Origin of the sequence: Paenibacillus sp. MMS18-CY102 (assembly GCF_009789195.1) — a bacterium.
Classification (GTDB): domain Bacteria; phylum Bacillota; class Bacilli; order Paenibacillales; family Paenibacillaceae; genus Paenibacillus_T.
Genome location: NZ_WSTC01000007.1, coordinates 147,554 through 171,482 on the forward strand (window position 1 = coordinate 147,554; position 23,929 = coordinate 171,482).

The window sequence follows — 23,929 nt, forward strand, 5'->3', positions numbered from 1 at the left end:
CAACGTTTACTTCTGCCCGCGATACTCCACCGGGGATACGCACATCACGGTTTTAAAACATTTGTTAAAATAGCTTTTATGCTCATAACCAAGCCGGCTGGAAATATCCTCAATCGTCAAATTTGTCGCATCGAGCAGCTTGCACGCCTCCTGCATTTTCATCCGGGTCACATACTTAATGAACCCTTCCTTCGTCCCTTGCTTGTAGATGCGGCTAAAATAGCTAGGATTCAAGTGCAAATAGGCGGCTGCCATTTCCGTCGAAATTTTTTCGTTCATATGCTGTTCGACGTAGTTTTGCGCCTTTACTATAATCGAATCCTGCACATGGCCAAGGTCCATCGGGGCCGTCAGCCTTTCAATATATACAAGCAGCCACTCCTCAAGATGAAAGATCGTTTCCATGCGCAGAACTTTGCTATGCACGACCTCGTCGGAATAGGAGGACATAAAATGCTTTAAGGATCGCAATTTCATTTGCAAATCCAGCACTAGCTTGAGCACCCACTCTTTCACGAGGGCCGGTGGATATTTTTTGCTTGCGATGAACGCGAGCCACTTGGCAACGACCTCCTGCAGCTCCTCGATGTTATCTTGCACCAAGGAACGCTTTAGCTCCTGCTCCGCCTCGGCGTAATGCTGAAAAACATCATCCTCCGCAAACGGCTCTCTGCTGATCGGCCCAATAGACCCTTCTTTCTCGTAAAAATGCCGATCCAAATGCAAGAGCATCTCGGCAGCCCCGCTCCGCAATTGCGCAAGCGGCTGCTTGCCTCCGATAAAGTACGACGTTGACGATTTCAAATGCCGCTTTACTGCCGACTGGACGCCGGCCAGCTGCTCCTTCACCTTATCGAACGCATTAACATGAATCGAAGCGGCAGCCGGAAAAAACAGAAACGCACGATGGCTGTCTAGCGGCATGAACATGCCAACGCCCTGCTCCCGCAAATACTCGGACGCGATATTGTCGAATGCGAACTTGTACGTCTCATCGTCCAACCGCAGCTGGCGAATCGTCTCCTCGCACCGGTCGACCCGGCATAGAACAGGAATAACCGGCTCCTGTATAAAATGCAGCCCCTGCTGGCCGCATTGCTGCGCCCAGGCGCGGTAATCCCAGATCGGCTGATACAACAGTTCCCGCAACAGCCGTTCTTTAATAACGGAGCGGTGGCGGCCTTCAAACCGTTTCAGCCGCTCGTTCTCTTGCTCCATCGTCCGCTGTGACTGCAGTTCCTGCACAAGCGCCTCAAGCATCTCGCTGAGCGCCCCGGCGCTCAGCGTCTCCTTCAGCAAGTAGTCTTTGACCCCTAGCTGCAGCGCTTGTTTGGCGTATTCGAACTCATTATGGCAAGAGATGACGATCACCTTCAGGTTCGGCGCCTTCGCCTTCAACGCTTTGACCAGCTCTAGCCCGTTCATCTCCGGCATGCCGATATCCGTGATCATAATGTCCGGCATCGACGCGAGCCCAGCCTCCAGCGCCTCCTTGGATTTCTCGTATGTTCCCGTCAAATCGAGTCCCAGATCACTCCAATTTACCCGCTTAGCCAAATAGTTGAGCACCGGCACATCGTCGTCGACCAGCATCGCCTTAAACATCGTCCATCGCCTCTTCCGCCAAATTCGCAATCGTGATCGTAATCTCGGTTCCCGCGCCGGCACGGCTCTTCACTTCGATGCCCGAACGGTCGCCGTATATGATGCGAACGCGTTCAGCGACATTTATTAAGCCGATGCCGTTCAGCTTATTGCCGTTCTTGCGGACATTCGGCATAACCCCGTCCAACCGCCGTCTCAGCGCTTCCAGCATCTCTTGGTCCATGCCCTCCCCGTCATCCGTTACGACGATAATGAGCTTGTCCTCCACTATGCGCGATACGATCGTAATCGTTCCGCTGTTCTGCTTGATGCCGTGCTGGCAAGCGTTCTCGATAAGCGGCTGAATAATCAACCGAGGAATTTCCCATAGCAGCGTCTCCTGCGCAAGCTCGATCAGCAAGCGAATAGGCTGGCTGCGCCGGAAATTGAGCAGCTCCAAATAATGGCGCACGACCTCGGCCTCTTCCCGCAGCGTAACGAACGCGTTGTTGCGGTCGATCGTCATCCGCAGCACCGTGCTGAGCGACTCGATAATGCCCGCGTTCTCTTCATCGCCCTTCAGTAGAACGCGCATCCGGATTGAGTTGAGAATGTTAAACAGAAAATGCGGATTAATCTGTGCTTGCAGCATAGCGATTTCAGCTTTGCGTTTAAGCTGTTGCTCCAGCTTGATCTTCTGAATCATCTCTTTGATCCGGTCCAGCATATGGTCGATTGCCCGGCCCAGCGCGCCGATTTCATCCATACCCCGCACGTTGGAACGGATCTCCAGATTGCCCCCGTTAATTTTCCGAACGACGCTCGATAAGTAATGGATTGGCTTCGTCACTTGGCGAATGAGCAAGATCAACACGACGAGAAAGAACGAGAAGAAGAAGATCAGCATAAGCAAAATGTTCCGGCTGATGTCGGTAAATTTGCCGATGATCTCTTTGTACGGCATCAAGCTGGTGAGGCTCCAGTTATAGAACGACATATCCATCCGCGTAACCAGATAATCCTGCCGGTCGAAGCGAACGAGTGATGTGGCGGATGGATCGGCTTGGCCGTCATAAGCTTTCGAGGGCTTGCCAATCTGAGACGGATCGAGATGGGAGACGACCTTCCCTTCCCGGTCGGTCAAAATAATTTGCTGGTCGGCGGCATTCTGCTCCCACACCTTGTGAAGCCGGGTTTCCTCCATGCTCACGACAACGTAAGCGGCAGGGCTAGAGGTCGTTAATTTGAGCGCACGCACGGTTGTAATTAAATAGCGCGACTTCGAGCGGCTATCCATACTGTTCTCGTGCACGCCGACCCACGCCCGCGTCGATGCCAGTGCGCTCCGTACGCCGCCAAACCAAGGCTCGCTTTGCATCGCAATCAATTTATCGTTACTGGCAGCGTAATTGCTATAGGCTTTGCCGTTGGGCAGCAGTATGCTGATATACAGCTTTTCGCCCGAGGAGGACAGCGTATCCAGCGTTCGCATCAGGCGAATCTGCCGCAAATACCGGTCATAGGCTTGCGCCTTTCCATCGTCTTGCAATTCTTCGCGCAGCAATGTGCTCATCTCGCTGTCGAATTGAATAAAATTCGCAACGTACATCATATTGCTGAATATGGTTCGTACGGACTCGTTCACAATGCGAAGTGACTGTCTAGCGTTCTCCTCCGCATTTTTCCGCAGCATGTCCTTGGTCAATAGCTCGGAGGAGGTCATCGTAATCAGCATAGGCACAAGAATGCATACCAATGCCGCGAGCACCAGCTTTGTTCGAATGGTAGGTTTGATTAGGGGCCGCTTGATGATCATGATAACTCCGCCTTCCGAGCGCTATGTTAAGTTAGGTTAGAAAAGAGAAGACCTAAAGGCCTTCTCCTCTGAATTATGGCTAATGGGCGATTAAGACGGTTTAGGGCTTATTCGCATCGATGATGCCCTGAATCGTTTCTTTAGCCGATTTCATTGTTGTATCGAGATCCTGCGCACCCAGCAAATACTTTTCCGATTCCTTGATGAACGCATTTTCCAGCTCGGATTGGTACGACGGTACGTTCGGCACGCCCGCTTTGGAATGGTTCAGGACATACATCAGCGATGTTTTATCGATAAGTTCCGGACGCTTTGCAAACTTCAGCATATTCTCGACTACTTGGTTCATGTCCGCTTTCGTCCAGGACGGGAATTGCGAGCCTTGGTACACGATGCCTTCCGTCGTCAGCCAACGAAGGAACGTAAACGCTTCTTTCTTATGCTTCGAGTTCGCCGCGATGCCGTAGTAATCCGCGCTTGCGCTCGTATAGCCGGACGGGTCATCCTTGCTGTTCTTCGGATACGGAGCGAACACCGTCGTGTGATCGTATGCAAATTTGTCGTTGCCGCCCGCCTCGACGATCATCCAGTTGCCGATCGGAATCATGCTCGCCGTTTGGCCCGAATAGACGTTGCGATAATGCATTTTTTGGGACGTTACATCCGCATACGAGTAAGCCGATTTGTCGACGTTCATCGTTTGGTTCAAAATTTGAAGAGACTTCGCGAAGCCTGGGTTGTCCATGTTCGAGCTGCCATCCGCCTTAAGGAAACCATTGTCCGTCGGCTGGTTAACGACCGCTTGTTGGAAGAAGACCGGCCACGTATGGAAGTAAGCGCCGTAACGCTTCGTTGCGCCTTCGCCCTTCGTTAGCTTCTTCGCGTATGCCATGAAATCGTCCCATGTCCAGTCCGTCGGAACGGGCAGCCCTGCTTCATCGAGATGGTTTTTGTTCAACAATACCATATATTCGACATACTTTCCTGGAAGCGCATACACATGGCCATTGAAGGAGGGATCAATCTTGTAATCATCCTTCACCGAAATGCTCTGCTCCTTCAGCAGGCCGTCCATCGGGGCGAGAATGCCCATGGCCGCATGCTGGTTGTATTTCGGCGTATCCGGGAATACGACGATGTCCAGATTCTCGTCGGAGGAGACTAGCAAGTCCAGCTTCTTGATGCTCTCAGTCGCGTCGCCGTTGTCGACGAGCGGCACGTAATTGATTTTGATGCCAGGATGCGTTTTCTCAAACTGCTCGATCGTGCCCTTCAGGTTCTCGTTCTCAAGAATGTGCCAGCTGTGGAAATTGATCGTAACCGGCTTATCCGCTGTTGCTGTATCGCCTGATTTTGCCGGTTCCGCCTCCTTGCCGCCTTTGTCGCCGCCATTCGAAGAACAACCCGCGATGACGACAACAAGCGCCACTAACACCGCTAACCATTTTCTCATGTCCATTCCCCTTTTTGTTTTGAATTCGTTCGACCCTTCTCAATTCTGCCTTTTTTCAGGACGCGTTATAATCTACTTTTCTTACTTAATTGAAACAAAAATGACTTACCCTTTGACGCCCCCTAAAGCGATGCCTTCAATAACCTGCTTCTGGCCGAACAAGAATATAATGAGCAGCGGGATGATGGCCGATACGGCAGCTGCCATCGTCAGCGAGTAGAACTGGCCGTAGATATCAGAAAACTTGTTCATGGCAAGCTGCAACGTATACAGGCGATCCGACCGAAGGAAGATTAATGGGTTTTGGTAATCATTCCAGGTCCAGATAAACCGCAAAATCGCATAGGTCGCAATGGCAGGCCGCATCAGCGGCAGCGCGACATTTAGAAAGATTTTAGCATGTCCAGCCCCGTCAATTTTGGCCGCCTCCATGAATTCCTTGTTAATGCCGAGGAAAAACTGCCGAAGCATAAACGTGCCTAATACGCTAAAGCTGCCTAGCAAAATTAAACCCAAGTGAGTATCGAACAGCTGCAGCTCTCTCATCAACAGAAACTGCGGCACGATAATGCTCTGGTACGGCACCATATAGGTTGCCAGCACGACCAGGAACAGCACCTCGCGGCCGCGGAACTGGACTTTCGTGAAACCATACGCGGCCATGCAGGACACGAGAACCGAAGTGAAGGTCGTCAGTACGGTCACTTTAATCGTATTCCAATAATACAGGTAGAACGGGTAATCGCCACTCCATACTTCCTTGTAATTGGCGAAATTGAACCGGCTCGGGATCCATTCAATCGGATATTTGAACACATCCTGCTCGAATTTGAATGAGGTGCTGATCATCCATATAAACGGCAAGAAGAAGAGAATTCCGAATACGAGCATAACGGCCGTTAGGATGATTTTAGAAATGTTCACGCTTGACTCCTCCTCTTAGTAGTTGACCCATTTGCGTTGGCCGAGCCATTGAATGAGCGTAATCGCGAGCACGCATACGAACAGCACCATTGCGATTGCTGAGGCGTAGCCCGTCTTCAAGCTTGTAAACGCCACCTCGTATAAGTAATAAACCATAACCGAGCTGGAGTTGGCCGGTCCTCCTTTGGTCAATACAGCGATCAGGTCGAACACTTTAAACGAGTAAACGACGCCCGTTACAAGCAGGAAGAATGTCGTTGAAGAGATCATCGGCAGCGTAATGCGCTTGAATTGCTGCCAAGACGTCGCGCCGTCAATGCTCGCCGCCTCGTACAGATCCTTCGGGATATTTTGCAAGCCAGCCATGTAGATGATCATGTTAAAGCCAATCTGGACCCAGATTAGAATCAGCATGACGGATGGCAACGAGAAGTGAATATCGGCCAGCCATTTTGGCGGATTATCCACGCCGAGCATCGTCAGAAATTGATTGATGGGACCAAGCGAAGGGTGAAACAGCACCTGAAAGACGACAGCTACCCCAACAACGCTCGAAATGTATGGCATGAAATAGATGATTTTGAACAAATCCTTGAAGTACACCTTGCCGTTGATTAGAATCGCCAGCAGCAGTGAGACAGCCATCGCCACCGGAATAGCGAGCATCAGAATAAAATTGTTTTTCATCGACGTTAGAAACGTTTCGTCGGTCGACAGCTTCTGAAAATTATCAAGCCCGACAAACCGGATGTCTCCGACGCCTCTTATAAAGCTCCAGTCCGTGAAGCTAATCAGCACCGAAGCGATAATCGGAATCAACGTAATAAACAATGTTCCAAGCAGCATCGGGCCGACGAATATCCATCCCGCCAGATCTTCCCGGCCGTTCTTTGCCCGCCTTGCCTTCTGCGGTTTTTCGACTACAACACCAGCCTCCACGCTCGCACCTCTTTCTGTTTGTTTTCATCATGATATAATTTTCCGGGCTATGGACGGCATCAACAATTGTTACTCATTCGAAAAATAATTTACCACATTAAAAAAAGCTTGCCGCCCGGTTCAGGGCAGCAAGCTTGCGTTAATTGCTGTTAAAATTCGGAGAAGCTCGTAATCGATTTGCCCGGAAGCGTAACCTGTACCGAGCCGCCCGTGACAGCTAAATCCGCCAGCTTCGCCAAGCTTTCCGTCGCACTCGTGCGCCTAGCTGACAGCTTCGACATCGTCAGGCCGGATAAAGTTGTCGTAATCGCGCTGCTGCTGTTGTTAATGATGACGACCGACGCCCTTCCCGTCGCATTCGTCCCGGCGACGGATACAAGGTTGCTGTCGCTGGAGGAAGCCAGCACCCGCGTATCGCCCGGGCGCAAATACCGGCTAAATTGCCCCAACGCGTAGAGCCGCTTATTGACGGCATACGTGTCGTTCGGCTGAAGATTGATCAGCCCCTCTCCAGTCGTATTGGACGCCGGATTAACCGCCCACCAATACAGCCACCCCCGCTCGCCCCGCTTCAAATCGGCAGCGATCATGTTCGCCCACTTTAACCCGTCCGTAATTGTCGGATCGTTCGGGTTCTGAAAATCGCATGCTTCGGTGCTTAACGTGGGCTTGCCAAAATGATTCACGTCCGTATAGGTGCCATAGTCATGAACGGCTACGAAATCCAGCTTGCTTCGCGTTGCCTCGCTCATATTCACCATGTAATTGTTGGAGGCGGTTCGGTTCGAGCCTTCTGGCGCGCCTACGAGCACCCCCTGATTGAGGCTATGAATGGCGTCCGCCGCTTTGGCCAGTACCGTGTTCATTTCCTGATTCGTATATTGCGCCGAGGCGTATGGCGTCGCCAAGTCCGGCTCGTTCTGGACGCTAACCCATTTGATGTTGAAGCCTAGCGTATTGCGATAGTAGTCGACGTACGATTTCAAATAATTAGCGAACTTATCGTAATTGCTGGCAAGCAGATGCCCGCCGTTATTCGGCGAGCCGTTATCCTTCATCCAGCCGGGCGGGCTCCACGGCACGGCGTAGAACTGGTTCATGCCGCGGTTTTCGGCCTCCTGTGCAAACCATCGCTGATGACCGTCGGTATTCCAGTCATAGACGCCATCTGCGGGCATGAACGTTCGCTGGACCGAATCCTGAGCCGACGTATACGGATTGATCTCAAGCCGGACAATCGACAAGCCGGCGTTCGAATCGTCGCTTCGGAACAGCTTATCCAAAATTTCGGCCTGCACGCCCGCGCTGTAATTCGTTTTCAATTCGTTGACCGGATGGTTCGCCGCCGCCCCGAATCCCCAAATCGACTGATACGCCGTACTCTTGTAGACCGTCACCGTGCTGGTCGCCGCGTGCGCCACGGGCATAACGGGTGACTGCAGCAGCAGCGCCAGGGCGAGGGGAGCCGCCAGCCACCTCTTTCTCGCAATTCCAATTCGAGCCTTCATTACGGTTAGCCTCCTTATTCCGTTCTTGCCTCTTATGTTAGATTGGAATCGCTTACAAGTAACTGTGGCAAAAAACCGATTTACTGCATGGATCGTATGCAATTGCACAATGGCTGCGGTGCTGCCGCAATCGAAGCTCGGCCCGTATTGACAGTCACGTTGCAGCCAATGGCCGCCCATCACCGCTTGCCCGTGAACTTGCTCCTGTAATCGACCGGATTCATGCCGTGGTGCTTCTTAAACACTCTCGAAAAATGAATGCTGTTCCCGTAACCGACGCGCAGCGCAATCTCATAGCTCTTCAAAGAAGTAGACAGCAGCAGCTCCCTGGCCGCCCGCATCCGAGTCGCAATGCAGTACGCCCATATCGTCATGCCCGTATGCGCTTTAAACATCTTCGCCATATGCCCACGGCTGACTGCCACATGGGCGGCCAGCTCGCCCAAGGTGAACTGGCGCGCGTAATTGGACTCGATGTACGACTTAATTTCGCTGATCGGATCATTCTTCGCACGCAAGCGGGCTTGCGCCGCTGCCGCAAGCATGCCACCCGCCGCATGCTCCAGCCATTCCACGGCCTGCAGGCGGTAAAGTAGCCGCGCCTCCTCACGCTTTAGCGGCGGCTTCGCATTGGGTCGCAGCGGCTCTGCCGGTGCCCGTGGCTGCGGCTTCATATCGGTGGGAGCCAGCCCTGCCGACACCCGCGGCTGCGGCTGCGCAGAAGCCGGAGGCGCTCCCGCCTCCGGCACCTCGACGCCTTGCTTCTTCAGCTCGTGAGCTGCAAACCGTGTCCATGCTCGTGCGAGCTCACAGATTGGTTCAAAGCGCCTCTCCGTCCACGCCTCCAGCATCGCCAGCGTGTCGGAGATAATGACGGGCAGCACATGCGCATGCACCGATGCAACCGCCTCTAGCCATCGCTCCAGCATGCTTCCATGCTGGGACAAATGAGCCAGCATGAGTTGATTGGCTTCATGCCTGCGAGCAGCTGCAATTTGCCAGCGTGCCTGACGGACAGCCTCCGGCAAATCGCCAAGTGTTACAGGATTCGTCAGGCTTCTCGCGCCCAGCTGCCCAATTGGCCGAGATAGACCCTGCTCGTTCTCCCCACATACAAGTGCAATGCCGCACATCCACGGGCAATCAAGATGGATGTTGTCTAGCAATCGCTTCCAGCCTGCAGCCGTGGTGCTGACAATGCAAATATCCGCATAATGTTGGCGCAGCCACAGCCAGGCTTGCTCGCTATCGACCGCTAAGGCGTCAATTGCAACCTCCTCCGAGGAAGCCTCTACTATTGCCGCCAGCTTCCCCATTATCCGTTCCAAATTCGTTTCATCCACCCCAACAAGCACAATTCGATCGTTCATCATTTCGGTCTCCCCTAACAAAAGCGCCGTGCCAACGTAAGGACATCGGCACGGCGCTTTTGCTTATATTTAGCGATAGACGTAATTAAATAGGCGGTAGACTAGGACAGCAGCTTCTGCCCGCGTCGTCGTGCGCTTCGGCTCGATTCGATTATCGCTGCCTTGCGCCAATCCTGCTTTCACCATCGCCGCAACCGAACTGGACGCATAAGGCGACACCTCCCCGCGATCACCGTACAGCGACAGCTCTAGCCCGGATGCTGCAGGCAGGCTCCGGCCCGTATGCTTCAAGGCGTTAGCTGCAATGACCAGCATTTCCTGCCTTGTGATTGGCGCGGCCGGGCGGAATTGCCCATCTCCCCCGCCATTGACGATGCCGAGCGCATAAGCGGCCGACACCGCATCGTAGTAGTAGGCGCGCTCAGACACGTCTTGGAAAGCAGAGCCGCGCGCCTCTCCTGCCGCTCCGGCCAAGCCAAGCGCCTCGATCACGAGCTTCGTGAAGTCGGCGCGGCTAACGTTCGCTTTCGGCTGGAACGCGCTCGGCGATACGCCGTTAACGATGCCCTTGGCAGCGAGTGCTTGGATCGCTTGCTTCGCCCAAGCGACTGAGCCTAGATCCTCGAATGCTGGGGCATATTCCGCAACGGCGAACCGTCCGGACTGGCTCGTCTCGAACGTCACTTGCCCCGTTGCCGCATCGTAGAAACCGCTTGGCACCAGCACGGCGCGGCCGTTCTCGTCAATGCGCCACACGGAAACCGATTCAACGTCCTGCTTCCCGGCCAACTGATAAGAAATACGCACCTGTACAGCTGCATCCGGGTTGCTATACGCTAAAGCCTCTCCACCGGATATCACCTGCAACTCCAGCACAGGACCGGCGGTTCCTTTCACGTTTGCCTGCTTCGGCAGCCCTGCTTCTGCAATGCTGATCGTGACTGAATCGCGCTGCATCGCCGCCACATTGTTCGCAAGCATATTCCCCGGAAGCACGAAGCTTCCGATCGGCGTGACAAGCGTGATCCGCTTGTCTTTGCCGCTGCGGCCAAGAACATCGGCCGGCAGCTCGAACGTGTAGCCCTTCACAGCAGCTGCAGCCGAAGCAGGCAGCGCAATCGCGATAGTCCGGTTGCCATCCACATCTTCGCTCGTTTGGGCGAAAGCTTGCGTAATCGTTCTCCTATCGACGCTCACCGCAACCTTCCCGTCCACCGGCTGAGAGCCGGATACGTGAATCGTTGCCTGCCCGTTGCCCGGCTGCGTAATCGGCCATCCCGCCCCGCCGGTTGGCGGCGTTACAGGCGTTGTCGACGCCGCCAATGTCTTCACAGCTAACGTTGGGCCACCGCTCGACCAGTTGTTCAGTGTATCGGCCGCCTCCACCTTGAAGGCGTACTCCGTATCCGGCTGCAGCCCGTCAACAAACCAGTTCGCGACCGAAGGGGAACCAATCAGCTCACCGTTCATGTATACATTGTACAAGCCAATTCCCAACGGATCGGACGCCCCTGTCCACGTTAATGCCATCGACGTAGACGTGATGCCACTCGCCGTCAGCGAGCTGTTGCCGGACCAGGACGGAGGTGTCGTATCGACCGGAACCGGTATGTCCGGGTCGTTCGTGCGCAGGCTGCTCGGCGTCCGATTGCCGGTCGCATCCACTGCCTCAATTCGGTAGACAGCCGTACTGTCCGATGCGCCACTTACCGTATAGCTCAACTTATCGCCGTTAACTGATGCGATCCAGCCACTGCCGCTGTATATGTCATAGCGGCTGACGCCTTCATTGTCCACCGCCTCGTCCCATTGCAGCTCAGCCCCGCCTGTATCCAGCGATGCCGTCACGCGTGAGCCCGTCGGCCAGGCAGGCGCAATGCTGTCCTGCGCCAGCGTTCGCACCGGCGCGCTTGCCAACGGAGCTGACGTATTGCCTGCCGCATCGACGGCTACGGCCGTGAACGTGTACGCCGTCTTCGCTTCAAGCCCTTGAATGTAGTTGCGCGAAGCGGTGCCTCGCAGCTCCGCCGCCAGCGAATCGCCGCGATAGATGCGATAAGCGGTTATCCCTGTGTTGTCAACAGCGGCAGGCCATTCCAGCAGCGCGCCCGTATCGCTCAGTTGAGAGACTGCCAGCGTTCTAACGCCCGCCCATGTCGGAGATTCAGCGTCTGGGGCAGCCGTCGCGACATGGAAATCAAGCGCCGCCGATTCATTCCCCGCTTTATCTAAGGCGATCAGCTTAAGCGCCGTAACGGTCCCTGCCGGCAGGCCTTGAATCGTATAAGCTGCCGCATTCCCCGCGATTGTCGCCAACAACTCGCTGCCTGCATATATGCGGTATTGGGCAACGCTATAGTTATCCTCGGCAGCCGTCCATTGAAGCGATGCGCCGTGGCGGCTCTCCTCCGTCACGATAACCTCGGCGCCTTGCGGCCATGCCGGGACCATAACATCCGCACCTGGCGTCGTAACCTGTACCGAAGGGCCGCCCGTGCTTTCCTGCACCGCATCGAACGCCTCAACCCGGAATTCGTACGGGGAGGACGGCGTCAACCCGGTTGCCGTGAAGGCTGTCCTATCTGCCCCAACCGTGCCGGCGAGCGCGCCGTCCCGGTAGATGCGGTAACCATTAATGCCCCGTTGATCCGAAGCGCCTGACCAGCTAAGCCTAACGCTGTCCGGCTGCGTATCCGATGCGGCAAGGCTGCCGCCGGTCCATGCTGGCGCGTCGGTATCGGTAGCTGGCGCCTCGGTGCTTACGGACAAATACGGCCATTGCGCCGCATTCGCAGCTTCCTTGGATGGGAAATCGACGTTCTGGTCGCTCCATGCGTCGTCTTGTACCAGGAAGCTAACGTATTGGTCCCCGTTTGCTTCCGAAACGACGTAATCGGTGACCGGGACGCTTTTCCAAAACCCCTGATTTCGAATGGCCGAACTGCCGAGCTTCGTGCCTTGCACCGGTTTATTCGCCCAGTTAATGGACGTCTCCGTCCACTGGTCGCCAGTGGCGTACACATCCATGGCAATGTCCATGTTCGCCGTCTGCACGGCTGACACGTACATATTGAGCGACGCCTCATAAATGTTGCCCGTTACGGCGGATAGCGGGAATTTCATGTACACCCTTCTGTTGTTGCCCGTGTTTTTGTTCTGCTCGCTGCCGGACACACCCGCTGCATTCTTATAGCGGAGATAATTCAAGTTGTTCGTCGTGCCCGCCCCGCCGAATACGGCAGGCGCTTGCGTGAAGGCATCGTCGCTCGGATACAGCTTATGCGTTTCCCTTACAAGCCCCTGTGATGTCCGCACGGCCAAATTAGGCCCGCCAGAGGAAACATTGCCGCTGGCGTCCACTGCCTCGATACGGAACGCATAGGAGCGGTCGGCAGCTAAATTCGCCACAGCGTACGAGGAAACATCGGCAGCAGCCGTACCGAGCAGCGTGCCGTCCTGATAAATACGGTACTCGGAGACGCCTATGTTATCTTGCGCTGCGGTCCAATTCAGCGTGACGCCGCGATCCGTCAGCACAGCATATTGCAAGCTTCTCGCGTCCGGCCATGTTGGCGCCTCAGCATCACTGCCCGCCAATGTCGTGGCTGCTACGCTCGGACCGGTGTCCGACCAGTTGTTGCCGGCGTCGCCAGCCTCCACCCGGAACGTGTACGGTGTATTAGGCTTCAGCCCTTCGACGCGGAATCGTGCCGTATCCGCAGGCAGCGTCACAATCTCTTCATTCCCCTCAAACAGCCGGTAAGCCGTAACGCCCCGGTTATCCTGCGCCGATGTCCAAGCGAGCGTCAGCCCATCCGAGGATAGCTCGGAAGCGGTTAAAGCGGGCGCATTCCACGTTGGGCTTGCCGTATCGCTTGCCCCTAACGTCCGGAATGCGGCAAGCGGTCCGCCTACGGAAATATTGCCGCTCTGATCCTTCACCTCAACGCGAACGGTATACGGTGCGTATGCCGCCAATCCCGTCAGCTTATAGCTAAGCTGGTTCGTATCTCCGGCGTATTTGCCGTTCACATAAAGACGGTAGCCTGCCACCTCCACGTTATCGACCGCGCGCGGCCAGCTAACCATCGCTTCATGCTGCCTAAGCTCCGTTACCGTCAAATACGAGCCTTTCTTCCAGCCCGGCTTCGTATCGTCGTCTCCGGCGGCCGTATTGGCGCGGATCGGCTGGCTCGCCGCTGATTGATTGCCATCGGCGTCAACCGCGACAATCGTGAACGTGTAAGCTTGGCCCTTCGTCAGGTTCGTCACGTCATATGCGGTTACATCGGAAGGAACCTGCTTCGCCAAGCTGCCGTTTTGATAGATGAGGTAATGATCGACTCCGTTGTTGTCATAAGCTTCTGGCCATGCCAGCGATACAGAAGTAGGCGACGCTTCCGATGCCATAAAGGAGCTGCCATATGGCCATACCGGAGCGGTAATGTCTGCGCCAGCATTCGGGATAGGGAGCGGCACGAACGGCTTAAGCTCGTTGTTCGATTGCTCCCCGAGCGTAATGGTAACCTTGTTAGCTCCCCCTTTCGCCAGCGACGCATGCAGCGTCTGCACCTCTCCGCCATAGCTCATCGTCACGTCATATTCGCCATAAAAGCCGCGCGTCTTATACGAGCCGTTCGCATCAGTAGCGCCCTGCACATCCGTCCACCACTCATCATAGATAAGCCTGCGCCATTCTTCGCCTGACGGCTTTAGCGTCCAATCGGCACGGAACAGCGGCGCGTTATTTTGCCAATGCGCACCGTCCCAGAAACCCCACATCATAAAGGATTCCACGTTCGGGTGGCTGAAAGCAGCAATCAAAATATCCCGTGTAAACTGTGCTTGAATATCCTCGCGCGGTGAGTTCATATCGAACTCAGTGATAGCAATTTCATTGGCATATTGGGTGAAATGCGTAAGCTGATCGTAAAATTTCATCGGGCTCACTGGCGTGCTGCCAAAATGCGCTTGAATGCCGATGCCGTCCAGTGGCGCGCCTTGATCCTTCATCACCTGAAGGAAATTGGAAAACTGCCCGATGACCGGCGCGTCCAGCCCCAAGATTTGCGTCTCGTTAATGTACAGCTTGGCGTTCGGATCGGCCTCCTTGGCATATTTCAGCCAGTCGGCGGCAATCGTATCCCCATAAACGCCGCGAATCATCTTATTGGCGGTCGGCTCGTTAATAACGTCCCAATCATAGAGACGCCCTTTGAAGTAGCCCGCTACTTCGTCCATATGGTCCCGAATGCGCTTGTTCAACGCCTCTTTATCGCCAACCATTCCGGGAATATCACTCGGCACACGGGTCTGCCCGTCCCAAATAAGCGTATGCCCGCGCACGTCGAACCCGTTCTCGCCCAGCCAATTGTACAGCCGAGCCGCGCGCGCCTTATCGCCCTCCCACCACGGCCACTTCTGCTCATTCTCCATGACAACCGCGTTGAAATTTTCTTTCAGCTTGTTCCGGTACATTTCCGCATCCGCGCCTGTTCCAAAAATCATGCTGCTGTTCACCGCGGTACCGAAATGAAAATCATGTTTGGTCATTGCAACATGCACATCAGCGCCTTGAACCGGCTTTCCGTCTTTATCCAGCACGACAACCTCAAGGTCGCCCTTTCGGTATTGCTCGATACGCTGATCGGCTTCTGCGCGCCATGGCGCGTCCGGCTCCATTCCCTCGTAATAAACCGGCGTGCTCGGCAAATCGTCGATCGTTACCGCCTTCTTGTAATTGACCGCCTGCAGCCCGGCGATCTCAATGACCTGCGGCTTATAGCCGAACCGCAGCGTCACCTGCGACTGGTCCGCCTCCATCAATAGCGCCGCCTTGATCGGCACGAAAAACTGCTTCCACTGCGGCGGAATCGACATCGTTTCCTTAATCGATTTCTCCCAAGTGCCTTCGCGCTCCATGACGAGCGTCACCTTGCCCTCTGCCGTCTCATGCGTCGAGCTGATCGTCCGGGCGTAGAAGCTCGCGAGAATGACGTCATCCTTCTCAATCGCTGCATGAATCGGCATTTCGAGCTGCAGCAAATAGTCCGCAGACGGCTCTGCCGCCGTCGTGAGGCGCAGTGCCTCCGTGAACGGCTCGCCCTGCACGGCGGATTTTCCGATGCTGCCGTATGCAGGGGCTTCCGGATTCAAAATGCCCTCGTCGATATTCGCCTGCGACAAAATAACTTCGCCAGGCGGAAGCTGCCCGGCCGTCATCGCTTGCGCCTGCAACGTGTACAACGGCTGTAGCGCCAATAGCGCTGTCAGCATGAAAGCGAGTATCGTTTTATATTTTTTGATCATATTGCTCATCCTCTCGTTCGATGGTTGATGCCGGATAATCTTGAATAAATCCGCTAACTGCTTCTGTTGCTAACGCTAACGCGGATGCTGGCACTGACGTTGGCTCACCCCCCTCATCCCAACCAGTAATTGTAAGCGCATTCAAATCTCTTTTTAAAAGAAACAGGCCACTGGGGACCTGTCCGCAACTATTGCTAGGTGCCAATCGCAATCGACCAACTGCTTCTGCCGCTGCCGCTGTCGTCGCCGTACTGAATAACAATGCTGTCCGGCTTCACTAGAACGCTTGGCAGGTTCACCCAACCATCTTCTGCCGCCATCTCAGCCATTTTTCCGCCAAATACAGCCGCAGCCAGCCAATGCTCGCCCGGCGGAAGATAGCCCTTCAGCGTCGGGATGCCCGTCCTGCGATGCAGCAAATTCGTATTCGGCATTGCCTCAATGTTCAGTGCCTCCCGCTCGCCCAGCAGGTTAACGATGCCGCTGGCTAGTCCCGATTGCTTCAGCATAATGCGATCGCGCCCAAGCTCTTCTCCCTCCCCCGCCAGCGCCGGACGCAGCTCTGCGCGCGGAATTGCAAAACCGCCCTCGGCCGCGAACAGCCCCCGGCCCGTCCGCACGCGGTGCACCCGGACATGCCACGGCAGACCTGGAAGCAGCCACGTTTCCACCTCGACATCCCGCCAAGCCCGCCACCTCGCGTAGATGGCTTGCTCCTCCACGCGATACGCTTCGCATTGGCGGCGTCCCCTGTAATAATCGTCTTCTTCGCTAAACGCCAGCATCGAGTCGAAGGCCCCTTGCGCCAGCCCAAGACCGCCGTTGCTGACGCTGAATCCGAATAAATTCGAATAGGCGAATTTCTCGTATTTTGCAGACGCGGCAACCGGCTCAAACGCCGCATATTGTCCGGCTGTGAAGGCGGCAACATGCCCATCCTTCCGGCAGACGGCCATATGCGGATGCGGCTGCACGGCGCGAGCGTTCAGCTTCGGCAGCGGCTTCGCCTCCGCCGTCCAGAACGGATGCCCGTCATCCAGCGCCAGCGGAAGAAAAGCTTTCAACGCCCAGTACGGCGAGCCTTGCGCGTTGTACTCCTCCGCCATGTGCATGTTCGGATAGGCGTACCCGATCGTGAGGAGCCCTTCCTTCGTATAGATCGGCTGCTTCAGCCACCAGTCCAGATTGCGAAGCGCCAGCCCTTTGATAACGCCCCATTCGAACGCCTCTACGCCGGCAAAAGCAAGCGCGCCCCAGAACGCCGATTGCGCGAACCGGTACGTCAAGCTCCGGCCGAAGGGCAGCGCCGAGCCATCCTCGGCAAACCAGTAGATGAAATCCTGCGCAAACAATCGCGCCCGCTCTTTAAACCGCTTGCAGCGTTCTGGATCCTCACCAGCCATCACCCCGGCATAGACCAACGCATAGTAGTGCATTGCGAACGCGATATAATAGTCGCGCTGCTCCGTCTTGCCGTCCGCATACCATCCGTCGCCCAAGTAGCATTCGTCGATAAAGGCAAGCGCTTGGTTCATCGCCGCCTCGCCGTAAGGCGCACCGACCTTCTTTAACCCAAGATTCACAAGGACAATAAAGAAACGCCAATTGTTTTGCGGCATGTCATGGCGATTGATCTGATCCAGCCACGCCGCAAGCTGTGTGCGCTCCTGCTCGTCCAGCGGAGCCCAGATGCGGTCCGGCGTTAATAACAATGCCAGCCCGATCGCCGCCATCTCGACGAACCGTTGGTCCGTATCCCCCGTTGTCCCCCAGTACTCCGCATGCGCGGGATTCGTGCCGTTGCGGAAGCCTTCGGCATATGCATCCCACAAGTCCGTTTCGCCGCCTCCCGCCGCAAGCGGAACCAATCCCCATAACGGTCTTGCGAACGCCTCCATCCGCGCTATGCCGTCCTCGTACTTCGCGCCGGTATCCGCAAGGTGAAGCCCTGCCCTGCCTTCGCTGTAATACGGGCGCAGCGGATCGCATAACCGCAGCAGCGCTTGTTGTGCGTCCCTTTTCGTCCGTAATTCGTTCGCCTCGATCGTCTTCGTCATCTGTTCGCTCCTTTAGACGTACATGCCAGCAAGCCGGCCTCTTGATTTCTATAGTAGGGAGCAAACGGGAGCGATTTAAGAAACAACTCTGACTCATTTGAAAATTTTCTTACTTGTTGTTGGTGCAAAAAAATAAACCCGCGATGCAATCGCTAGGTTTGGGCAGCGTTTCGTTTGTATTTGTAAGGTGTGGAGCCAACAACCTTTTTGAACGCACGGATGAAATAGGACGTATTGGACAAGCCAACGCGTTCGCCAACGATACGGATGGGCAAATCCGTCGTTTGCAGCAAACGGCAGGCCTCCTTCATTCGCCGCGCTGCTATGTAATCAGTCAAGCTGCTGCCGGTCTCTCTCTGGAACACGCGGGAAACGTACGCTTTGGACAAATGCAGTTCCTCGGACAGCCGCTCCAGCTCGAACGCTTCACTATAGTGCGCCTCGACCCATTGCATAATCACTTCCGAATAACGAAGCGTCCTTGCGCTCGCATTACCCGGCTGCATAGCTGCCAATCGGCGGTTCACTGCGGACAAAAACTGCAATAGCAGCAACGCCGCCTCCTCGTCGTCGTTCGCCCGCTGCTTCCCTTGCGCCTGCGATCGTGTCCGGCTGAACGCTTCGCACGCGGGCAGGAGCACGTCAAGCTCCTCCGTCATGTCGAACGCCTGCTCCGTCATCATCCCTTGCTTCAGCTTCATATACAACTGATGCAGGTGCGGAAAAGGGGCCAGTCCCCGCTCAAGCGGCGCGGGATCAAAATGAAACACCGTCCGCACATACGGCGTTGCAGTATCAGCCTCGACAAATACATTGTGCAATTGAAACGGCTGAAAAAAGAACAGCATCCCTCTACGGATATCATAGGTTTGCTGATTGACGATTACTTTGCCGACGCCTTCGTGAACGAGCAGCAGCTCGCATCCCTGATGCCAGTGGTAATACCCTTTGAAATGCTCGGTGGAACGCATCGCATGCGCCCATAAGCACGGCTTCCCTTGAAATTGCAGCAACTCGAATAGCCGGTTCATAGCCTCCCCCTCATTAGGACAATAGAACGGTATTTTTAATCATTGTACTGCAACTTCCCCCTCCCTCCAACCTCTATAATCATCCATAACGACAAGAAGGAGGAATTGAAATGGACGCTGCCTATAAGGCAAAAGTGATGGAACGAATTGAACGCAAGGCCGAAAGCATGCTTGCGCAAATCGGGGACAAGTCTCCCCATGTAGCAAGAGCAGACGGGCTATATGACGATATGCCGCACTGGTGGTGGACCTCCGGTTTCTGGCCTGGCATGCTGTGGCTGATGCATGACTGGACCGGCAATGACGCGTTCAAGCAGGCCGCATGGGATTGGGATTCGAAGCTTGAACAGTGTTTCTTGCAGCACCCAGTGGACCTGCATCATGATGTCGGCTTTCAGTTTCTGCCAACCGCTGTAATCAAGCATCAACTGACCGGAGACCAAGAAGCGCTGCGCATCGGCTTGCGGGCTGCCGACTTTATGGCGGGACGATTCAATCCGGCTGGAAACTTCATTCGCGCTTGGAACGGGGACCTGGCCGGTTGGGCGATCATCGACTGCATGATGAACCTTCCCTTGCTGTTCTGGGCCAGCCGCGAATCCGGCGACCCGCGCTACAAGCACATCGCCATGCGCCATGCTGATACGATTCTCACCCATGGGTTGCGTCCGGACGGCTCCGTCGTCCACATTCTCTCCTTCAATCCGGAGACGGGCGAATTTATCGAGCCGCTCGGCGGCCAAGGGCATGGGCCGGACTCGGCATGGAGCCGCGGCAACGCTTGGGCGCTGTACGGCTTCGCCTTGGCCTACCGCTACACGGGCGAGCAGCGTTATCTCGACGCAGCCAAACGGACCGCGCATCACTTTATCGCTTGCTTGCCGGACGATGCGGTGCCACTGTGGGATTTCCGGGTCGACCAGCCCGAGTCCGAGCCGCGGGACAGCTCCGCTGCGGCGATTGCCGCATCCGGCCTGATCGAAATCGCAGAGCATGTGCCGCAAGCGCAGAAACATATCTATCAAGGCGCCGCCGAGCGCATACTGGAGTCGCTGACCGAGCGTTACGCAACGTGGGATAAGCCGGAGCATCAAGCGATTTTGCTGGAAGGAACCGGGCATAAGCCAGCAGGAGAAAACGTCAACGTCTCGATTATTTACGGCGACTACTATTACATTGAAGCCTTTGCCAAGCTGAACGGCTGGCAGCGGCGCATTTTTTAACCAAATCCACTTAGAGGTGATGAACCATGGAAATTAGACAAGCAACCAGCCCGCAAGAAGCACGGCATTTAACAACTGAGGAGCTGCGCGAGCGGTTTTTAATCGAAAACTTATTCCAAGCTGGCCAAGTAACGATGGTCTACAGCCATTATGACCGAATGGTCATCGGAGGGGCTTTCCCAACATCCGAAGCGCTGGAAATCGCCGATCCTGATACGTTGAAAACCGATTATTTTCTGGAACGGCGCGAGGTCGGCTTTATTCATGTCGGCGGTGGGGCAGCGGTGATCGAGGCTGACGGCGAGCGTTACGAGCTGGCGAAGCTGGACGCGCTGTACGTCGGAAAAGGCACACAGAGCGTGCGCGTATCCAGCGCCGATTCCGCCAATCCAGCTAAACTATATTTCTGCTCCACGCTGGCACATGCCGTCTATCCAACCGTCAAAATCGCGCTGGAAAACGCGACGCCGAACCATCTTGGCACGATGCAGGCCTGCAACGAGCGCACGCTGTATCAATACATCCATGCCGGAGCCGTACAAAGCTGCCAGCTTATGCTCGGCGTTACGGTTCTGAAGGAAGGCAGCATCTGGAACACGATGCCAGCCCATCTCCACGACCGCCGCATGGAAGCTTATTTGTATTTCGACCTTCATCAGGACGCACGGGTATTCCATCTCATGGGCCAGCCATCCGAAACGCGCCATCTGGTCGTTGCGAACGAGCAAGCGGTCATTTCGCCGAACTGGTCGATTCATTCTGGCGCAGGGACAAGCAACTATGCGTTCGTTTGGTCGATGGCGGGCGAGAATTATACGTTTAAGGATATGGATATCGTGGCGATGAGCGATTTGAAATAATAATGCGTGAAGGGAGATAGCGAAGGATGGAACTGTTCAACTTAAGTGGCCAATCCGCGATCGTGACCGGCGCTGCGCGAGGGCTGGGGCAAGCACTCGCCATCGCACTGGCCGAAGCAGGCGCTGATGTTACGCTCGTGACGAACAGCTCGCCGGCCGACGAAACGAAGCAGGCGATTGAGCGGATCGGGCGCCGCGCTATCGTTGTAAAGGCCGATGTGAGCGACCAAGCGTCGCTCCCTGGCATCGTCGATAACGCCAAAGCGGCTTTCGGCCGAATCGATATTCTTGTCAACAATGCCGGCATTATTCGCCGCGCCCCGGCTGCCGAACACGCCTTTGCCGACTGGCAGGCCGTATTGGCGACGAATCTCGATTCCGTCTTCACCTTATGCCAGCTGGCAGGCGCCGAAATGCTTGCGCAAGGGTCCGGCAAAATCATCAACATCGCTTCCATGCTCTCGTTCCAAGGCGGCGTCAACGTTCCAGGCTACACGGCGAGCAAGCATGCCGTTGCCGGGCTGACCAAAGCGCTGGCGAACGAATGGGCTTCGCGCGGCGTACAAGTAAATGCGATCGCACCCGGCTATATGGCAACCGACAATACGGCGGCGCTACGCGCGGACGAAGCCCGCAGCCGGCAAATTCTCGAACGGATTCCCGCAGGGCGCTGGGGAACGAATGACGATCTCAAAGGCGCAATCACCTTCCTCGCCTCCCGCGCCTCCGACTACGTGAACGGGCATGTCTTATGCGTCGACGGCGGCTGGATGGTTCGATGATTCCACAACAAGAGCAGCCGAAGCAACCGCGGGAGCCTTACGCCATTACATTCGGAGAATCGATGGGCCTGCTCATCGCTCCTTCTGCCAAAGGCATCGAGTATGCCCATGGGCTCGAGCTGTCGTTCGGCGGAGCGGAGACGAACGTCGCGATCGGCCTTGCCCGGCTCGGCATCCGTGCCGGCTGGTTCGGCAAGCTCGGCAACGATCCGATTGGCCGGTCAATTATCACCCGCGTGCGCGGGGAAGGCGTCGATGTGTCGCGTGCCGCGCAGGATGGCGAGCGGCCAACAGGGCTGATGCTGCGGGAACAGATATCTGGCCGGGCATCGGTCTACTATTACCGCAAGCTGTCCGCAATGAGCGCCATGCAGCCGTCTGAGCTAGATGAGGCTTATGTCGCTGGCGCCAGCATGCTGCATGTGACGGGCATTACGCCCGCCCTGAGCGCTTCCTGCAAGGAAACCGTATTTGAAGCGGTTAGGATCGCCCGCCGGAACGGCGTGAAAGTATGCTTTGACCCTAATCTGCGGCTTAAGCTGTGGAGCTTGGAGGATGCAAGGGAAACACTGCTCGCGCTCGCTGAACAGGCCGACTACTTCCTCCCCGGCATGGACGAGCTCATGCTGCTGTACGAGACAGAGGATGCTGAACAAGTTATGGATAGGCTTCGTCAGTTAGACGCGGCAAGCGTCGTGAAGGGCAGCCGGACCGAAACGCTTCTGTTGGAAAAAGGGCAGCTGACCCGCATTCCCTGCTTTCCGGTCGAACGCGTCACAGACGCTGTCGGAGCTGGCGATGGTTTCTGCGCTGGCTTTATCGCCGGCCTGCTGAAGGGGCACTCGACAGCGGAGGCTGTCAGGCTCGGCAACCTGGTCGGCTCGCTCGTCGTTCAAGCCGAGGGAGACTGGGAAGGCCTGCCGACATGGAGCCAAGCGGAATCCGTTCTATTGGACAAGCGACATGTTGAGAGATAGCAATCAATGACCTGCGGTACCAGGCTGGATCCGCTTCCGGTTCTGGCTGTGCTTCTCCCGTTTTAAAAATCAAAAATGGCGGTGCTGGGAAGGTTGTCCCCGCACCGCCTTTTCTGGCTTTTGGTCCAATGCCGCTTATTTGCCGCAGCTACGCCTCTTTCCGCTTCTCCCCCGGCAGCTTCAAGTCCAACGTTCCGGTTTCAATAGCCTTCTCCCCATCCACAACCCGTTTCATGCCTGTCTCTGTGACCGTGCCGTCATTCGCGAGCTTGCCCGCCGTAATGATGGTCGTCGTCATCGCCTCGCCAATGCGGTAATAGAAAAAATCTTTGCCTTGGACAGGCTTAGGGCCTGTGGCGTCTGTAATTTCACCGTTCAGGAACGAGTGCTGCATATCATCCGTGCCGACTGGAATATTCGCTTCCCATGTGACGACGAAGAAATCTCCCTGGCGTTCATAAAACCAAACGGTGTATTCAGAAAGGAGATAGAAACGGTTGGCTTCCCCGACCGGGAATAGATAGGTTGTGGAATAGCCTTCCCATTGTTTCGGCAAGGATGGAATAGGCTTGTTTGCAAAATGTTCATTACGCAAAGCTTTGCCCATCACGTACTTCCGCGCACTCGCAAGCTCGCCCGTCGATAACAGCTGCTGCTCATACTGGCTAAACGGCGAGTTGATCGTCACCCTGCCATCCTTGGTTGTAAGTTGATAGCCATAGAAATCCGAGAGGAAGCGGACTGGGACATAAACTTGGTTATTGGCGACCCTAACCGTCGCATGAAGCGCAAATAAGCCGGACTCATACCGTTTGGCAAAATACGCCTTGTCCTTCCCTTCGGTGAACTTCACCGTTTCTGTCCATTTATGTATAGCGGCCGTGCGGGACTTCGGATTCCATGTTACGGTCGCGCCAATTGTCTCTGCAATCACGCGAATCGGCACTAGCAATCGCCCATGATCATTGATCGTTTCAGCGCTTAGCTCGACTCGTTTCCTTGTGGCGATGCTCTGATCAGGCGCACCTGCGTAGGCAGTTGCGGATACAAGCAGCAAGCTTGCGGCTGCCGCCGCCAAAACAAATTTCTTCATTGT

Annotated in this window: 15 protein-coding genes; 4 read left to right on the forward strand and 11 right to left on the reverse strand. The window is 55.5% G+C overall.

Translation table 11 applies throughout. The annotated features are described in order from the left end of the window. Positions 1 to 6 precede the first annotated feature (6 nt). From GON22_RS07220 to GON22_RS07265, 10 genes are all read right to left on the reverse strand, one after another. Positions 7 to 1,605, reverse strand: coding sequence for a response regulator transcription factor (locus tag GON22_RS07220; RefSeq protein ID WP_160395436.1), 1,599 nt, complete (start codon positions 1,603 to 1,605; stop codon positions 7 to 9). Next, complete coding sequence (locus GON22_RS07225; RefSeq protein WP_160395437.1) at positions 1,598 to 3,400, reverse strand: cache domain-containing sensor histidine kinase; 1,803 nt, start codon at positions 3,398 to 3,400, stop codon at positions 1,598 to 1,600. The genes GON22_RS07220 and GON22_RS07225 overlap by 8 nt, the downstream gene beginning before the upstream one ends. Before the next feature lie 100 nt (positions 3,401 to 3,500). Beyond that, positions 3,501 to 4,853: an extracellular solute-binding protein gene (locus GON22_RS07230; RefSeq protein ID WP_160395438.1), complete on the reverse strand. Its 1,353-nt coding sequence runs from the start codon at positions 4,851 to 4,853 to the stop codon at positions 3,501 to 3,503. Between the two features lie 105 nt (positions 4,854 to 4,958). Beyond that, the gene (locus GON22_RS07235) at positions 4,959 to 5,744 is read right to left on the reverse strand and encodes a carbohydrate ABC transporter permease (RefSeq protein WP_160395477.1); all 786 of its coding nucleotides are present in this window, start codon (positions 5,742 to 5,744) and stop codon (positions 4,959 to 4,961) included. Positions 5,745 to 5,792: 48 nt separating this feature from the next. Next, complete coding sequence (locus GON22_RS07240) at positions 5,793 to 6,716, reverse strand: ABC transporter permease subunit (protein ID WP_160395439.1); 924 nt, start codon at positions 6,714 to 6,716, stop codon at positions 5,793 to 5,795. Positions 6,717 to 6,865: 149 nt separating this feature from the next. Then, a complete protein-coding gene (locus GON22_RS07245; protein WP_160395440.1) occupies positions 6,866 to 8,224 on the reverse strand; it encodes a glycoside hydrolase in 1,359 nt (452 codons plus the stop codon). Positions 8,225 to 8,403: 179 nt separating this feature from the next. Continuing rightward, positions 8,404 to 9,597, reverse strand: coding sequence for an AraC family transcriptional regulator (locus tag GON22_RS07250; RefSeq protein WP_160395441.1), 1,194 nt, complete (start codon positions 9,595 to 9,597; stop codon positions 8,404 to 8,406). 66 nt (positions 9,598 to 9,663) lie between these two features. After that, complete coding sequence (locus tag GON22_RS07255) at positions 9,664 to 15,903, reverse strand: fibronectin type III domain-containing protein (RefSeq protein WP_160395442.1); 6,240 nt, start codon at positions 15,901 to 15,903, stop codon at positions 9,664 to 9,666. Positions 15,904 to 16,097: 194 nt separating this feature from the next. Next, a complete protein-coding gene (locus GON22_RS07260) occupies positions 16,098 to 17,960 on the reverse strand; it encodes a DUF2264 domain-containing protein (RefSeq protein WP_160395443.1) in 1,863 nt (620 codons plus the stop codon). A gap of 152 nt (positions 17,961 to 18,112) precedes the next feature. After that, complete coding sequence (locus tag GON22_RS07265; RefSeq protein ID WP_160395444.1) at positions 18,113 to 18,991, reverse strand: AraC family transcriptional regulator; 879 nt, start codon at positions 18,989 to 18,991, stop codon at positions 18,113 to 18,115. A gap of 110 nt (positions 18,992 to 19,101) precedes the next feature. On the opposite strand from GON22_RS07265, the gene GON22_RS07270 reads away from it, so the two are divergent. Genes GON22_RS07270 through GON22_RS07285 form a run of 4 tightly spaced genes read left to right on the forward strand, consistent with a single transcriptional unit; the run spans position 19,102 to position 22,833 of the window. Continuing rightward, the gene (locus tag GON22_RS07270) at positions 19,102 to 20,214 is read left to right on the forward strand and encodes a glycoside hydrolase family 88 protein (protein ID WP_160395445.1); all 1,113 of its coding nucleotides are present in this window, start codon (positions 19,102 to 19,104) and stop codon (positions 20,212 to 20,214) included. A gap of 26 nt (positions 20,215 to 20,240) precedes the next feature. Then, positions 20,241 to 21,074, forward strand: a complete 834-nt coding sequence (kduI, locus tag GON22_RS07275; protein WP_160395446.1) for a 5-dehydro-4-deoxy-D-glucuronate isomerase — start codon at positions 20,241 to 20,243, stop codon at positions 21,072 to 21,074. 26 nt (positions 21,075 to 21,100) lie between these two features. Then, the gene (gene kduD, locus GON22_RS07280; RefSeq protein ID WP_160395447.1) at positions 21,101 to 21,856 is read left to right on the forward strand and encodes a 2-dehydro-3-deoxy-D-gluconate 5-dehydrogenase KduD; all 756 of its coding nucleotides are present in this window, start codon (positions 21,101 to 21,103) and stop codon (positions 21,854 to 21,856) included. Continuing rightward, positions 21,853 to 22,833, forward strand: a complete 981-nt coding sequence (locus GON22_RS07285; RefSeq protein ID WP_160395448.1) for a sugar kinase — start codon at positions 21,853 to 21,855, stop codon at positions 22,831 to 22,833. Before kduD ends, GON22_RS07285 begins: the two co-directional genes overlap by 4 nt. Before the next feature lie 148 nt (positions 22,834 to 22,981). On the opposite strand, the gene GON22_RS07290 is transcribed toward GON22_RS07285, so the two are convergent. Further along, a complete protein-coding gene (locus GON22_RS07290; protein WP_160395449.1) occupies positions 22,982 to 23,926 on the reverse strand; it encodes a copper amine oxidase N-terminal domain-containing protein in 945 nt (314 codons plus the stop codon). Positions 23,927 to 23,929: the final 3 nt, after the last annotated feature.